We start from the raw sequence: 14350 nt of genomic DNA on the forward strand, positions 1-14350 counted from the left end.
TTTACGGGGGCCTGTTTTTTTAAAACGAAAGAACGCCGATTAAATGCAGCAATACGACGATGATAGCCAGCGGCACGAGATATTTCAAAAGGAAATACCACACCTGAAAGAAACGATAGCCGATGGCGGAACCGCTTTTCATCTCGGCAAACAGCTCCTGCTTCGGTATTTTCAGCGGGACGAAGATTGATATTAATAAAGCGCCGAGCGGAATCAGCACATTGCTGACGGTGAAATCCGCAAGATCAAAAAACGTTTTTCCGAACAAATGAACATCACCGAGAACACCGTATGATAAACAGGACGGAATTCCGACTAAGAAAATGAGCAAACCGCTTGTCCACGACAGCTTCTTTCTTTTCGTTTCATCACCTTTCCCGACAGTCGCCACGATAATTTCCACCATCGAAAAGGCCGAAGTCAGAGCGGCGAAGAAAAAGACAGCCAAAAAGCTGATAAAAAACAGCGAGCCGAACGGCAGCCGGTCAAACACAGCCGGCAGCACGGTAAACAGCAGTGTAGGCCCTTCATCCGGTTTAAAGCCGAACGAAAAAACCGCCGGGAAAATGGCCAGTCCCGCAAACAGCGTGACGAGCACATTCATCAAAACAATGGAACCCGCCGAACCCGGAAGATTTTGGGTTTTCGGCAGATACGAACTGTATGTCACCATGACCGAAACACCGAGCGTTAATGTAAAAAACGCCTGTCCTAAAGCATATAGGATGGATTCCGGCGTCAAATCTTCAAAGTGCGGAACCAATAAAAATCTAATCCCCTCAACGGCATGATCGAGCGTGACTGATCGCAGCACAAGCAATAGAAACAGCACGAATAAAACCGGCATCAGCACCGCACTGACACGTTCAATCCCTTTCTGCACGCCTTTTGCGACGACCGCCACGGTCAAGATCATAAATACAAGCTGCGCGGCGAGAGTCTGGATCGGATTTTCAATGACCGTCCCGAACACCGTTCCGTACTGCTCCTGAGTGAGCCCGGATAAAGAACCCGTAACAGCTTTTAACACATAAAGCAAAATCCACCCGCCGACAACACTGTAAAAAGACAAAACTAAAAAACAGGCCGCCACACCCACATAACCCGTGAGGTGCCATACCGACTTCGGCGCGGCTTGTTTGTAGGCATCAATCGCATTTGTCTGGCTCCGTCTTCCGAAAATAAATTCACCGAGCAAAAGCGGATAGCCTAAAAGCACGGTAAAGAGGACGAATAAAAGAAAAAAAGCGCCTCCTCCGTTCGTACCCGCTACGTAAGGGAACTTCCAAATGGCTCCCAGACCGATCGCCGAACCGGCAGCGGCCATAATAAATCCTATTTTCGAGGCCCATTGAACCCTTTTTTGGTCAGACACGACTTTCCACTTCCCTTCCGCCCTATATTATCCCTTATTCGCTGCGATAACTTAAGCCCATTTCAATATGTTTCATTATTCCGAAAAATAAAAAGGAGCGGCGGGTGCCGCTCCTTACAAATCCCCGTTTAATTTCGAATGCTTTCTCGAATATAAGAAATAAATCACCAGACCGATGATCAGCCAGATAAAGAAACGGAATATGGTGGTGGCGCCGAGGTTAATAATCAAAAACACGCAGAACAGAATGGACAATATCGGAATAAAGGGAACCCCCGGACATTTAAAAGCCCTCGGCAGATCAGGCTGTTTCTTTCTCAATACGATAACCGCCACGGAAATCAGGACAAACGCGGCAAGCGTGCCGATGTTCACCAGCTTCGCCAGTTCATCAAGCGGGACGAGCGAACCGAGTAATGCTGACAGGATGCCGAACACCCATGTCACCACGTGCGGCGTTTTATGCTTCGGATGGACTTTTGAAAGCGCCCCCGGTACCAAACCGTCACGGGACATGGCAAACATCACCCTCGTCTGGCCGTACAGCATGACGAGCATCACCGTTGTCATCCCCAACACTGCGCCGATATCAATAATCCCGGCCACCCAATTCTGTCCTGCCATCTGCAGGACGAGAGACACGGGATGGTCAACGCCTTCAAAGCGGGCAAACGGAACGACGCCCGTCATAATCGCCGATACGGTCACATACAGCACAGTGCAGACGATTAATGAAAAGATAATTCCTTTCGGCAGATCCTTTGCCGGATTTTTCGTTTCTTCAGCGGCGGAAGAGACGGCGTCAAAACCGATAAAAGAGAAGAAAACGAGCGCCGCGGCACTGAAAACACCGCCGAACCCCATCGGTATAAACGGCTGCCAGTTGTGAGGTTTGACATATACGGCCGCAACGGCGATAAACAATAGAACAACCAGAACCTTCAAAATGACCATAATATTATTGACCCGCTTCGATTCCCTAATGCCTAAGTAGAGGAGGAATGTAATCGCAAGCACGATAACAAATGCGGGGAGATTAAAGAATGTGACCGTGCCTTTAATGGATCCCGGCGCGGCCGTTAATGCGGTCGGAAGATGAATGCCGAAGCCCGCCAAGAATGATTGAAAATAGCCGGACCACCCGACCGAAACCGCGCTGACGGCGAGCATATATTCCAAGATTAAATCCCATCCGATGATAAACGCGAGAAGTTCACCCAGTGTCGCATAAGTAAACGTGTAGACGGAACCTGAAACCGGGACGCTTGAAGCAAATTCGGCATAGGACAGAGCCGCAAATAAACACGCAAGAGCGGCGATGACAAATGAAACGGTCAGCCCCGGCCCCGCCGTGACAGCGCCTGTTCCGGTTAATACAAAAATCCCCGTTCCGATGATGGCCCCTATCCCCAGAAGGGTCAAATCAAAGGCCCCTAACTCTCTTTTCAGCGACTTTTCCCCGCCTGTTGCGGCAAGCAGGTCCTGAATGCTTTTCTTTCTGAATACGCTCCCCTTCATCTGCTTCACTCCTTGTAAACCAATATATGTTAGAATATTCAGATAACAATTGCAATAATGACTAAATTCTTATTTTTCGCATGAAATGTTTCAGCACATCATTCCTTTCTCCTACATCATATTATAGCGAAAAATATAAAAATGAAAATAACTTTTTTGAAAATTCTATATATTATTTTTAGTTTTCATGAAACAGAACTCAGCGGATTTTCCACTGTGAAATATTAACATTAGTGATTCAGCTGGCGACTTTTATTTTTTTAAAATCGTATTCATATGTACGTTCAAATAAAAATCCCGCCCTTTTTAAAAGCGCGGGATAAGACTTGCGTATTATGTTGAAATAAATCTGCCGCCATTTACGTGAATGGTCTGCCCCGTCATATAGGAAGATTCGTCTGAAGCCAGAAGCACGTAAGCTCCGGCGTGTTCCGCAGGCTGTCCCGGTCTTCCCATCGGAGTGTCCAGACCATGCTTTTCCACCTTTTCTTCAGTAAACGTTGCCGGAATCAGGGCGGTCCAGATCGGGCCAGGGGCCACCGCATTTACTCTGATCCCCTGATCGGCCAATGACATCGCCATTGAACGAGTAAAGGAAACGATGCCGCCTTTCGTGCACGAATAGTCGATCAATGATGTGTCTCCCTGATAAGCGGTAATCGACGTTGTATTAATGATGGCGCTCCCTCTTTTGAGATGAGGCAGCACGGCTTTTGTCATATGAAACATAGAAAACATGTTTGTACGGAATGTCTTCTCCAGCTGTTCAGCTGTAATATCAAGAATCCCGTTTTGCGGATGCTGCTCAGCCGCATTATTAACGAGAATATCTATTTTTCCGTAGTGATCTAAGACTTGCCGGACCGCCTTCTGACAATGCGCCTCATCACCGACGTCTCCCGGAATTAACAGGCAATCGGCCTGGTATTCTTCCGCACGCTTTTTCGTTCTCTCGGCATCGGCATGTTCGTCTAGGTACAGGATGGCAAGATCCGCCCCTTCCTTCGCGTAAGCGATCGCAGCCGCTGCGCCGATGCCGCTGTCTCCGCCCGTGATGACGGCGACTTTTCCTTTTAATCTGCCCGATCCTTTTACATCCGGGTCCTCCAAGAGCGGTTTTGGCTCCATGTCTGACTCAATGCCGGGCTGGCGATTTTGCACCTGCGGCTTTTGTCCTTCCGTCTGTCTGTCCATCGGATTCATATTCTCACACTCCTGCAATTGGTATTACTGAGACGATACCACGCAGTGCGGGGAGTTAAACGGACAAATATGCCGGTAATTAAAGCTGCTGAGCCGTTTCGGGAAAAGCGCCGGTGTATTTCGCAGACGGCCTGTAAATCATGTTGTCAGCGGACTGTTCAAGCACATGTGCGCACCAGCCTGCCATTCTGCTTGCTGAAAAGGTCGGCGTAAATAAATCATTGTCGACATCAATGGCCTGCATCACAGCCGCTGCGTAAAACTCCACATTCGTATACAGCTTCCGTCCGGGCTTATATTGCTCTAACAAGCGGATGGCTTCCTTCTCCACATAAAGCGCCAAGTCAAGCGACGGATCATTTCCCGCCACTTCTTCAGCCTTTATGCGCAGCGCCTCCGCCCGCGGGTCTTTTGTTTTGTACACCCTGTGCCCGAAGCCCATCAGGCGTTCTCCCCTCATAAGCTTCGCTGTCAAATACGCTTCTGCATTTTCTTTTTCTCCGATGTCTTTAAGCATTTTCGTGACGCCTGAAGGCGCGCCTCCGTGCAGCGGCCCTTTCATCGTACCCAGTGCGGCAGTGACGGCAGACACTAAGTCCGATTCAGTCGATACGGTGACTCTCGCTGAAAAAGTCGATGCATTCATCCCGTGCTCCATCGCCAGAATCATATACGTCTCAAGCGCTTTCTTTTGGGCTGCGGACGGCTGCCTGCCTGTCAGCATATACAAATAGTTTTCAACGTGTCCGTATCGCGCCTCAGGTGACAACGCTTCCTTCCCTTGTTTACGGCGGTATCTGTACGCAATAATCGTCGGTGTGACGGCAATCAGTTTAATCGCTTCTTCCGGCTTGGGCGGATATGTAAATGAATCTGTGCCCAAACCTGAAACAGCCGTTCTCAGCACCGCCATGTCGTCCATTTCATCCGGAAGCGTTTCCAGTAAGCCGATCAAATGTTTCGGAAGCCCGCGCTCGGCTGCAAGTTCTTCCTGAAACGCAAGCAATTGCCGCTCATCAGGAAGCGCCCCGTTCAAAATGAGATACGCCGCTTCTTCAAAACTGGATTGCAGCGCGATATCCTTCGCATCATAGCCGCGATATATTAAATGCCCCTTTTCTCCGTCAATGTGGCTGATAGCCGTTTCTGCACAAGTAATCCCTTTCAATCCACGATAAATCAATTTCATTCCCCCTTATCCTCTTTCTGTTATTATAGTAAATATAATATTTAAAAAATAATGAATATTTTTAAGGGAATTAATTAAAACTTTTAATCAGAGGAGTGCATCTATGGATTTTAAATGGCTTCACACCTTCGTCACCGCGGCAAAATATGAGAATTTCAGAAAAACGGCGGAAACGCTTTTTTTATCTCAGCCGACCGTCACCGTTCATATAAAATTATTAGAGAAAGAAATCAGCTGCAAGCTGTTTCAGCGAAGCGGCCGGAAAATACAATTGACGGAAGAAGGAAAAGCATACGTGCCGTTTGCCATGAGGCTTTTGGAAGACTATGAAAACAGCATGGCGGAGCTGCACAGGGTGCGCCAGGGCTACTCGCACACACTGACACTCGCTGTTTCGCCGCTTATCGCCGACACCGTTCTCCCGTCTGTCATGAAGCGTTATACAGAGGACAATAAAGAAACCGAAATGACGGTCACCATTTTCGAATCGGAAGAAATCGCCTCTCAAATCAGAAACGGCTCAGCCGATATCGGACTGAGCTGCTTAAAGGTGCAATCATCTTCCCTCACTTGCCGCCCCCTGTACAATGACCCCGTTGTCCTCGTCGCGCCGCCCGGCCGAAAACCCGGGACAGGGAAGGCGGATGAAGTGAAAGACCTGTTCGGACAATATCTGCTTTTGACCCATAACCACCCTGACTATTGGGATGATTTGCTCCGCCAGGTCAGAATACAGTTCCCTTTCGTCAGGACAATGAAGGTGACACAGACGCATATTACGAAACGATTTATTAAAGAGGGGCTGGGTGTCTCATTTCTGCCGCTGTCAGCGGTACGGGCCGAACTCGCCGCAGGCAGCATGATTGAAATTCCGTGCGAATTCGCCCAGATGCCGAGCGCGGGCGCGTACGCCATCGCCCTCTATGAAAATGAAAAAAAGAAAACCTTTTTAGATTTTTTATCACATTTTCATTTTAGGTGAAACAAATGGAGCTCTGTCCCGTCTAAATAAAAAACCCGTTCTGATGAACGGGTTTCTATCGCTGCTAGAATCTTTTCGCGCCAAGGTAGCGAGGTTTCCAGTAGCTGTTATTCAGATCACTTGTTGTGACGCCGTCAGAACCGGCATGGATGAACTTGTTGTTTCCGATGTACACACCCATGTGTGAAGGGCCGGCCTGATATGTTGTAAAGAAGACGAAGTCTCCTCTTGACGGGCTGGACACGCTCTTCATTGAGCTCCAGTATCCCGCAGTGCTTGTTCTGCCGACACTCGTCTGTTTGTTTAACAGGTACCAGATAAATCCGCTGCAGTCAAAGCCGGAAGTCGTTGTTCCGCCCCATACATACGGCGTGCCGATTAAAGATTGCGCATCAGAAATCAGCTTGTTTACATTCAGGCTCGTCTGTGCAGCATTATGGCTGGATGAAGGCTGCTTTGATGACGAAGATCCTGAAGACGTTGAACCGGAAGTTGATCCCTTTACTTTAAGAACTTGTCCGATGCGGATCAGGTCCGTTTTTAAACCGTTTAAACTTTTTAATTGGTTTACCGTCATTTTATATTTATTCGCAATTTTCCAAAGGCTGTCGCCTTTTACGACTTTATATGTAGACGATGATGACTTGCTGCCCGAATTTGAACCTGAAGATGATTTACCGTTGATCGAAAGCGTCTGGCCGATGTAAATGATATCCGATTTTAATTTGTTCTCAGATTTAATGGAATTAATTGACGTTCCGTACCGATTTGAAAGTCCCCATAATGTATCGCCTTTTTTTACCTTAATCGTTTGCGCAGATGCCGCGCCCGCAAACAAAGTCGTCCCCAAAACCACTGCCGTTGTTGCTGTAACAAGTTGCTTTTTCATGTTTTCCTCCCCGAATGATTCTATCTATTTTATGTGTCTCTTTTTTAAAGTTTTTATCTGTTTCCTATTATAAGGTTCAATTTCCACTAGAAATAGACTTGACTTCCCGTGACAAATTTCTTACTAATTCGTTTTTAAAAAAAGTTTTTAAGGGTATTAAATATTTCAATTTGATTTCAAACGTGACGAAAAATGAGTCAATTTGTCATGTTTTTTTCCTGTGATCCTCGTATTTTGGAAAAACAAAGCAGTTTATTTTCCAAATAACCCCTTGTTAAAAAAATCCTCGTCTTTTTCAAAAAAGTGAATGGTTTTCACTCTTTCTTGAAAACATAAGTTACACCGGAATTTACATTTCTAACAATGTTTCACCTGAAATTTACAGGAGGAACAGGCGCTCTTTACAAACATCCCCTACCATTAGACATGCAGACAAGATTAAAGGAGGACGAGTGAGAATGAGTCTATTTAAACAGGTTCGATCAAAACTTCTGCCGGCGGCAGCCGTATCCGTGCTGACAGCCGGTCTGATTGCGGGCGCGGGGCTTCAGCACTCCGAACAGGCTGCGGCAAAAAAACAGCCTGACAAAAACGAGATCAGAAACGTCATCTTCATGGTCGGCGACGGAATGGGCGCTCCCTATATGAACGCCTACCGTTCGGTCATTAACAAAGGAAAGCCTTCGGATGGCATGAAACTGACGGCATTCGACCCCAATCTCACCGGTATGATGATGACTTACCCTGACGATCCTGATTCCAATATTACCGATTCCGCGGCGGCAGGCACGGCAATGGCCACAGGCGTGAAAACGTATAACGCGGCGATCGGAGTCGATAAAAAAGGAAAGCGGGTAAAATCCGTCCTCGAAGAAGCGAAACAAAGAGGCAAATCCACCGGACTTGTCGCAACTTCGGAGATTGCCCACGCCACTCCTGCGGCATTCGGAGCCCATAACAAATCCAGAAAAAATATGGATGACATCGCAAGCAGCTACTTTGATGACCGCATCAACGGAAAACAGAAAGTCGATGTGCTCCTCGGAGGCGGCAAATCAAACTTTATCCGTAAAGACCGCAATGTAACAAAGGATTTCAAAAAAGCGGGATACAGCTACGTTACATCAAAACAGGAGCTCAAAAAGGATCGTAACAAGAAGATTCTCGGCCTGTTTGCCGATGGCGGACTCGACAAAGCAATCGACCGCTCAAACGCCGTCCCTTCATTAGAAGACATGACAACGGCAGCGATCGACAGGCTGAACAAGAATAAAAAAGGGTTTTTCTTAATGGTCGAAGGCAGCCAAATTGACTGGGCGGGACATGACAATGATATAGTCGGCGCAATGAGCGAAATGAAGGATTTTGAAAAAGCGTATAAAGCAGCGATCGCATTTGCCAAAAAGGACAAACATACGCTTGTCGTTGCCACGGCCGATCATACCACCGGCGGATTGACGATCGGCGCGAATGACGATAAAAACTGGCATGTTGAACCGATTCTTGCCGCCAAAAAAACCCCGGCATTTATGGCTGACCAAATCAAAGCGGGCAAATCCGTATCTTCCGTGCTTGCGCGTTATACAGACCTGAAATGGTCAAAAGCTGAAATCAAACAGATCGAAACGGCCGCAAAACAGGACGCTGACAAGAGCGTCTACAAAGCGATCATTAAGCTCTTTAATGCAAAAACCAACAGCGGCTGGACAACCGGCGATCATACGGGCGAAGAAGTTCCCGTTTACGCATACGGTCCGGGAAGAGAGTCATTTACGGGGCTTTTAAACAACACGGACCAGGCCAAAAAGATCTTTCACATCCTGAAACACGGAAAATAAAAAAAGGATGCGGGGGTTTCCCCGCATCCTTTCTTCTTTTACAGATATCTCCGGTGCACTCCTTTGCCGTCATACGAAAACATCACTTCTCTGTCTTCAAGAACAGATTCGATGTGCACGCTCCTGCCCCACAGCTGGTACAGATACGGCAGCACTTTCTCCAAATATTTCAGATCAAGCTCAATTCCCTCATACCAATGTTTAATATAAAGCTCATTATTCTTCAGGTAATCCCCGTCATTGACGGTCAGATAAGGAAATCCCCCGTTGACCCGCATGTTCACGAGCTGGTCGCGCACGGCCTTCCATTCTTTGTCGATCACTTTATAGTCCCTGCCCTGTTTTTGGAATAAATACAAATCCTCACGCATCACGAGATCTTTCGTCAAATAATTGCGGATAAATGATATATCCGATTCAATTTCCCTGACCTCAAACATTTTCTCGCGGCCGGAACCGGGCTTTACTCCTGATTTTTTCATTTCATCTGTCGGGTTGTCATAACGCTCTTCGATGTCCTCAAAAATTTTCAGCCCTAAATAATACGGGTTGATTCCCGTTTTTGACGGCTGAACGACGCCTGCGTTCAGCTTCGCAAATTCGATGGCTTCATCTGAAGTCAGGTCAAGCTCGCGGATAATCCGCTGATGCCAATAAGATGCCCAGCCTTCGTTCATGATTTTCGTTTCCAGCTGCGGCCAGAAATACAGCATTTCTTCTCTCATCATGGTTAAAATGTCACGCTGCCACGGTTCAAGCTCCCGCGAATGTTCTTCGATAAACAGCAGAATATCTTTTTCCGGCCGGGGCGGAAACGGTTTTTTCCCTTTTTTCTTTTTCACCTGCTTCGGCTTATCCATTCCCCATAAATCATCGTAAGGCGATGGCGCGGTTTCTTCTTCGTCCTCCTCTTCGTCATCGACGCTCCACAGCAGCTTCGGCCTGACGAGCGACGGATCGATATGCTCCTGAATCGCCAGAATGGCATCTAAAAAGGACTCCACCTCTTTTATCCCGTGCATTCTTTCATAATGCTTAATCCGCTCCGCCGCAGCCGCCATACTCTCAACCATGTCCCGGTTCGTATTTTGAAAGCGGCAGTTATGTTTGAAAAAATCACAATGGGCAAGAACATGGGCTACAATTAATTTATTTTGGATCAGCGAATTGCTGTCCAGCAAAAAAGCGTAGCAAGGGTTGGAATTAATGACAAGTTCATAAATTTTGCTCAAACCGAGATCATAATGGAGTTTCATCTTGTGAAATTGTTTGCCGAAACTCCAGTGGCTGAATCTCGTCGGCATGCCGTACGCGCCGAATGTATAAATAATTTCAGCCGGGCAAATTTCATATCTCATCGGGTAGAAATCAAGGCCGAAACCCTTGGCAATGTCGGTTATTTCCTCAATTGCCCGCTGTAAACCTTTTGTCTCCTCCGCGTTCAACCGAATCCCCCCTACTTGGACTTATTTATAATGTATGACCCCTCCTCTCAAAAGATGAAATAACAGACCGGTTTCCGGCTGAAAACTTTCGGCACATCCGCCCCGTTTGCTTTATATGTAAGTGGGTAAAACACACACCATACCCCAAAAAGAAAAGGAGCGATTCTACTTGAATACAGCAGACATGCTTACGACGTATCTCAGCAAACTCCCGAATCTGATCATTGCACTGCTCGTCCTGCTTATCGGCTGGGGCATTGCCAAAATCATTGAAAAAGCCGTATACAAAGGCCTGCAAAAAACAAAAATCGACGACAGGCTGTTCGCCGAAAAAAAGCCGGCGCGCTATTCCTCAGAAAAAGTCATCAGTAAAGTCATTTATTTTATCGCATTAATCATCGTTTTTATTCTATTCTTTAACATTCTGCATCTGACAACCGTGGCTTCGCCTTTTGTCAGCATGCTGTCAGCGATAACGGCGGCTGTGCCGAGCATTTTAAAAGCCGGCCTGATTCTGCTGTTGGGCTGGGCGGCCGCTTCGCTTTTCAGCTATCTCGTCAAAAAAGCGGGCATGAAACTTGCTGAAAACGGCCGGCTCAGAAAATGGACAATGGTTTCTGAAGAAGCGGAGATGAGCAGATCCGTTACGGCCGCTTCACGAATCGTTTTTTACTTCGTCTTGCTCTTGTTCCTGCCCGGCGTCTTGGCTGCTCTCCAAATCAGCGGAGTATCAGGGCCGTTTACAAATATGATCCAAAGCGTTTTGTCCTTTATACCGAAATTATTCGCCGCGGCGCTGATTGTTTTAATCGGCTGGCTTGTTGCCCGTCTCGTCCGTGATATCGTCACAAACTTTCTGGCGAGTATCGGCACGGAAAGGCTTGCCGCACGTATGGGGCTTTCTATTTATCTGAAGGATACAAGCCTGTCGGCAATCATCGGAACGATTGTCTACGTGCTGATTTTCATTCCGGTGATCATTTCTGCGCTTGACCGGCTTGATGTCGCGGGTATTTCTGAACCGGCGTCAGCCATGCTGCACACGGTCTTCACAATGCTCCCTAATATCATCATCGGTATCGTGCTGATCATCGCCGGCATCTGGATCGGAAAATGGGTCAACAGCATTGTATCCGGACTCTTGCACCGGGGCGGTTTCGACTCTCTTCTCGGTAAAATGGGCTTTGAACAGGCGGGTACCCCGAAGCTGACGCTTTCTCAGACGGTCGGCATGATTGTTCAGATCATCATCGTCCTGCTCTTTACCGCAGAGGCGCTGCAGCTTGTCCATCTCGAATTTCTCGTCGTTATCGCAACCGGTATTATCGCTTACCTGCCTAATGTTCTGGCCGCTGTATTTATTCTCGGAATCGGGCTTTTGGCCGGACAGCTCGTCAGCAGGCTGCTTGCCGGCATGCTGAGCGGAAAGGAATTCAGATTCCTGGCGCCGCTTGCGAAATATACCATTATCACTCTTTCAATCTTTATGGCGCTGGATCAGCTCGGTGTCGCCGACACGATCGTAAATGCCGCGTTTATTCTGATTCTGGGCGGTTTCGCGCTTGCCTTCGGACTTTCATTCGGTCTTGGCGGAAAAGAATTCGCCTCCCGTTATCTCGCAAAATTGGATCGCAAAATTGAAAAACATCAATCGGCTGACGATCGTAAGCCGCCGATGTCTTAACGAAAAAAACGTGTGCTCAGAAGGAGCGCACGTTTTTTTTTGAGTTAAAGGGACAAATTCCTTTTTTTTTATTTTAAATTCATATATGATAGACTGTAACAGAAGCAAAATCTCTTTTTTCGAGGTCATTCTATGAAATTAACGAACTATACCGATTATTCTTTACGCGTTTTAATTTTTTTGGCTTCCAGACATTCCGACGAACTTTCCAACATAAAAGAAATCGCAGATACTTATTCCATCTCTAAAAACCACCTCATGAAAGTCATTTACCGCCTCGGACAGCTCGGATATGTCGAAACGATCCGGGGCCGGGGAGGCGGAATCCGATTAGGAATGACACCGGAAGACATAAACATTGGAGAAGTCGTTCGAAATACAGAAGACGACTTTAACATCGTAGAATGCTTTGACACCAAAAAAAATCTCTGTATCATATCTCCCGCCTGCAACTTAAAGAACCTTCTGAATGAAGCCCTGCAAGCTTACCTGGCCGTTTTAGACAAATATACGTTAAGGGATCTGGTCAAAAACAAAGAGGAGATTATGAGACTGCTCAGAAGCTGAAGGAATGTCCGCATTCCTTCTTTTTTTATGCCGGCATAAGAAAAAAGGACTATTTCTATTAATATGATAAACGATTGCAGACAAGTGCCGATATAAAGATTATCATTACTGATATCCTCACCTTGCGGCTGCAACGAATGGGGATAGAAAAATTATCGCAGGAAAAGGGAGATTCACTATGAAAAAAAAGGTAGCGGTCGGTTTGACTGCATCTGCGATCGTCGGGTCTGCGTTAGCTGTAACACCGGCAGAAGCACAAACGATTAAGGTTAAAAGCGGAGATTCATTATGGAAGCTTGCCCAAAACTACAATACAAGCGTGGATGCCATTACATCAGCGAATCATCTAAAATCCACCGTTCTTTCTATCGGGCAGACGCTCAACATTCCTAACGGCAAATCAGATTCCGGCAGCAAAAAGCAATCTTCAAAGAACAGCGGCACGACTAAAAGCGTTTATACAGTGAAAAGCGGAGACTCGCTGTGGCTGATCGCATCTGATTTTAAAATGTCCGTACAGGAACTGAAAAAATTGAACGGTCTGACAAGCGACTTAATCCGCGCCGGACAGAAGCTGCAAGTGACGGGGAAAGTTTCCTCAAGCACCGATCAGAAAAAAACCGCTCCTGGCAGCAGCTCAAACAGCAGCAAAAATCAGTCATCATCTTCCGGGACCTATAAAGTAAAACTCGGCGATTCCCTATGGAAGATCGCAAACAGCGTCAATATGACCATTGCGGAACTCAAAGTATTAAACAACTTAAAAACGGATACGATCTACGTAAACCAAGTCCTGAAAACAAAAGGAACGTCTTCTTCGGGAAACACGCCGGCAAAAGACAATTCAAACCAAAATAAAAACCAGACGCAAACGTCCTCCTATACAGTAAAAAGCGGAGACTCACTCTGGAAAATCGCAAACGCATACAATATGACGGTTCAGCAAATCAGAAGCATCAACAAACTGACGTCAGACATGCTGCGGGTCGGACAAGTGCTGAAGCTGACCAAAACGTCTTCTTCCGGCTCTTCGTCTTCACCGTCAGCTCCGAACCAATCCGGAAATACAGGGAAAACCACTACATATACCGTGAAAAGCGGGGATTCTTTATGGGTGATCGCCCAAAAGTTCAATGTAACCGCCCAGCAGATCCGCGAGAAAAACAATCTGAAAACAGATGTTCTTCAAATCGGACAGAAACTGACGATTACCGGGCAGCAGACAAACACGACACCGAATCAGTCCGGCAGCACAGGCGGCACAGGTTCAACAAGCGCGAAGATTAATGTAATGATCGATGCCGCAAAAGCTCAGCTGGGCGTACCGTATGTATGGGGCGGGACGACGCCGAGAGGCTTTGACTGCAGCGGTTTCATTTATTACGTTCTCAATAAGGTCACTTCTGTATCCAGACTTTCAGCCGCAGGCTACTGGAATACGATGACATCAGTCAGCCAGCCGGCGGTCGGTGACTTTGTCTTTTTCTCAACTTATAAAGCCGGACCTTCCCACGTCGGTATTTATCTCGGGAACGGCCAGTTTATTAATGCCAACGATTCGGGTGTCGTTATTTCCAGCATGAACAACTCCTATTGGAAACAGCGCTACCTCGGCGCAAAACGTTTCTTCTGATATCTGATAAGCTGTACGGCCGCATAA

General features: G+C 47.0%; 11 protein-coding genes. 5 read left to right on the forward strand and 6 right to left on the reverse strand.

Annotated elements, in window-relative coordinates:
* Positions 1-19 precede the first annotated feature (19 nt).
* The 4 genes from OVA33_RS20115 to OVA33_RS20130 all read right to left on the reverse strand — a co-directional run bounded on the left by OVA33_RS20115 (position 20) and on the right by OVA33_RS20130 (position 5279).
* Positions 20-1375, reverse strand: a complete 1356-nt coding sequence (locus tag OVA33_RS20115; RefSeq protein WP_025649534.1) for a sodium-dependent transporter — start codon at positions 1373-1375, stop codon at positions 20-22.
* Between the two features lie 114 nt (positions 1376-1489).
* Positions 1490-2893: a branched-chain amino acid transporter BcaP gene (locus OVA33_RS20120; RefSeq protein ID WP_014417297.1), complete on the reverse strand. Its 1404-nt coding sequence runs from the start codon at positions 2891-2893 to the stop codon at positions 1490-1492.
* Positions 2894-3226: 333 nt separating this feature from the next.
* Positions 3227-4096: an SDR family oxidoreductase gene (locus OVA33_RS20125; protein WP_025649533.1), complete on the reverse strand. Its 870-nt coding sequence runs from the start codon at positions 4094-4096 to the stop codon at positions 3227-3229.
* A 79-nt stretch (positions 4097-4175) separates the two neighbouring features.
* Positions 4176-5279: a citrate synthase/methylcitrate synthase gene (locus tag OVA33_RS20130; protein WP_025649532.1), complete on the reverse strand. Its 1104-nt coding sequence runs from the start codon at positions 5277-5279 to the stop codon at positions 4176-4178.
* Between the two features lie 109 nt (positions 5280-5388).
* Between OVA33_RS20130 and OVA33_RS20135 the strand changes: the two genes are divergently transcribed.
* Positions 5389-6267, forward strand: coding sequence for a transcriptional regulator CitR (locus OVA33_RS20135; protein WP_025649531.1), 879 nt, complete (start codon positions 5389-5391; stop codon positions 6265-6267).
* Between the two features lie 64 nt (positions 6268-6331).
* Here the strand turns inward: OVA33_RS20135 and OVA33_RS20140 are convergent, their stop codons facing one another.
* Positions 6332-7156 (reverse strand): C40 family peptidase, encoded by an 825-nt coding sequence (locus OVA33_RS20140; protein WP_014417294.1) that lies wholly within the window; start codon positions 7154-7156, stop codon positions 6332-6334.
* A gap of 458 nt (positions 7157-7614) precedes the next feature.
* On the opposite strand from OVA33_RS20140, the gene OVA33_RS20145 reads away from it, so the two are divergent.
* Positions 7615-8994 (forward strand): alkaline phosphatase PhoA, encoded by a 1380-nt coding sequence (locus tag OVA33_RS20145; protein ID WP_017417347.1) that lies wholly within the window; start codon positions 7615-7617, stop codon positions 8992-8994.
* A gap of 38 nt (positions 8995-9032) precedes the next feature.
* On the opposite strand, the gene OVA33_RS20150 is transcribed toward OVA33_RS20145, so the two are convergent.
* Positions 9033-10439, reverse strand: a complete 1407-nt coding sequence (locus OVA33_RS20150; protein ID WP_025649530.1) for a SpoVR family protein — start codon at positions 10437-10439, stop codon at positions 9033-9035.
* 169 nt (positions 10440-10608) lie between these two features.
* On the opposite strand from OVA33_RS20150, the gene OVA33_RS20155 reads away from it, so the two are divergent.
* From OVA33_RS20155 to OVA33_RS20165, 3 genes are all read left to right on the forward strand, one after another.
* Positions 10609-12123: a mechanosensitive ion channel gene (locus OVA33_RS20155; protein ID WP_021494910.1), complete on the forward strand. Its 1515-nt coding sequence runs from the start codon at positions 10609-10611 to the stop codon at positions 12121-12123.
* A 132-nt stretch (positions 12124-12255) separates the two neighbouring features.
* Positions 12256-12690, forward strand: coding sequence for a nitric oxide-sensing transcriptional repressor NsrR (gene nsrR / locus OVA33_RS20160; protein ID WP_017417344.1), 435 nt, complete (start codon positions 12256-12258; stop codon positions 12688-12690).
* Between the two features lie 178 nt (positions 12691-12868).
* Positions 12869-14323 (forward strand): peptidoglycan endopeptidase LytF, encoded by a 1455-nt coding sequence (locus OVA33_RS20165; protein ID WP_025649528.1) that lies wholly within the window; start codon positions 12869-12871, stop codon positions 14321-14323.
* Positions 14324-14350 lie beyond the last annotated feature (27 nt).

Source organism: Bacillus sp. KICET-1, from assembly GCF_027721405.1.
Lineage (GTDB): Bacteria > Bacillota > Bacilli > Bacillales > Bacillaceae > Bacillus > Bacillus velezensis.

Bases quoted from the DNA above. Each gene is read 5' to 3' on its own strand.
- OVA33_RS20120 (WP_014417297.1), bottom strand. From the start codon at position 2,893: ATGAAGGGGAGCGTATTCAGAAAGAAAAGCATTCAGGACCTGCTTGCC.
- OVA33_RS20125 (WP_025649533.1), bottom strand. From the start codon at position 4,096: ATGAATCCGATGGACAGACAGACGGAAGGACAAAAGCCGCAGGTGCAA.
- OVA33_RS20135 (WP_025649531.1), top strand. From the start codon at position 5,389: ATGGATTTTAAATGGCTTCACACCTTCGTCACCGCGGCAAAATATGAG.
- OVA33_RS20140 (WP_014417294.1), bottom strand. From the start codon at position 7,156: ATGAAAAAGCAACTTGTTACAGCAACAACGGCAGTGGTTTTGGGGACG.
- OVA33_RS20145 (WP_017417347.1), top strand. From the start codon at position 7,615: ATGAGTCTATTTAAACAGGTTCGATCAAAACTTCTGCCGGCGGCAGCC.
- nsrR (WP_017417344.1), top strand. From the start codon at position 12,256: ATGAAATTAACGAACTATACCGATTATTCTTTACGCGTTTTAATTTTT.
- OVA33_RS20165 (WP_025649528.1), top strand. From the start codon at position 12,869: ATGAAAAAAAAGGTAGCGGTCGGTTTGACTGCATCTGCGATCGTCGGG.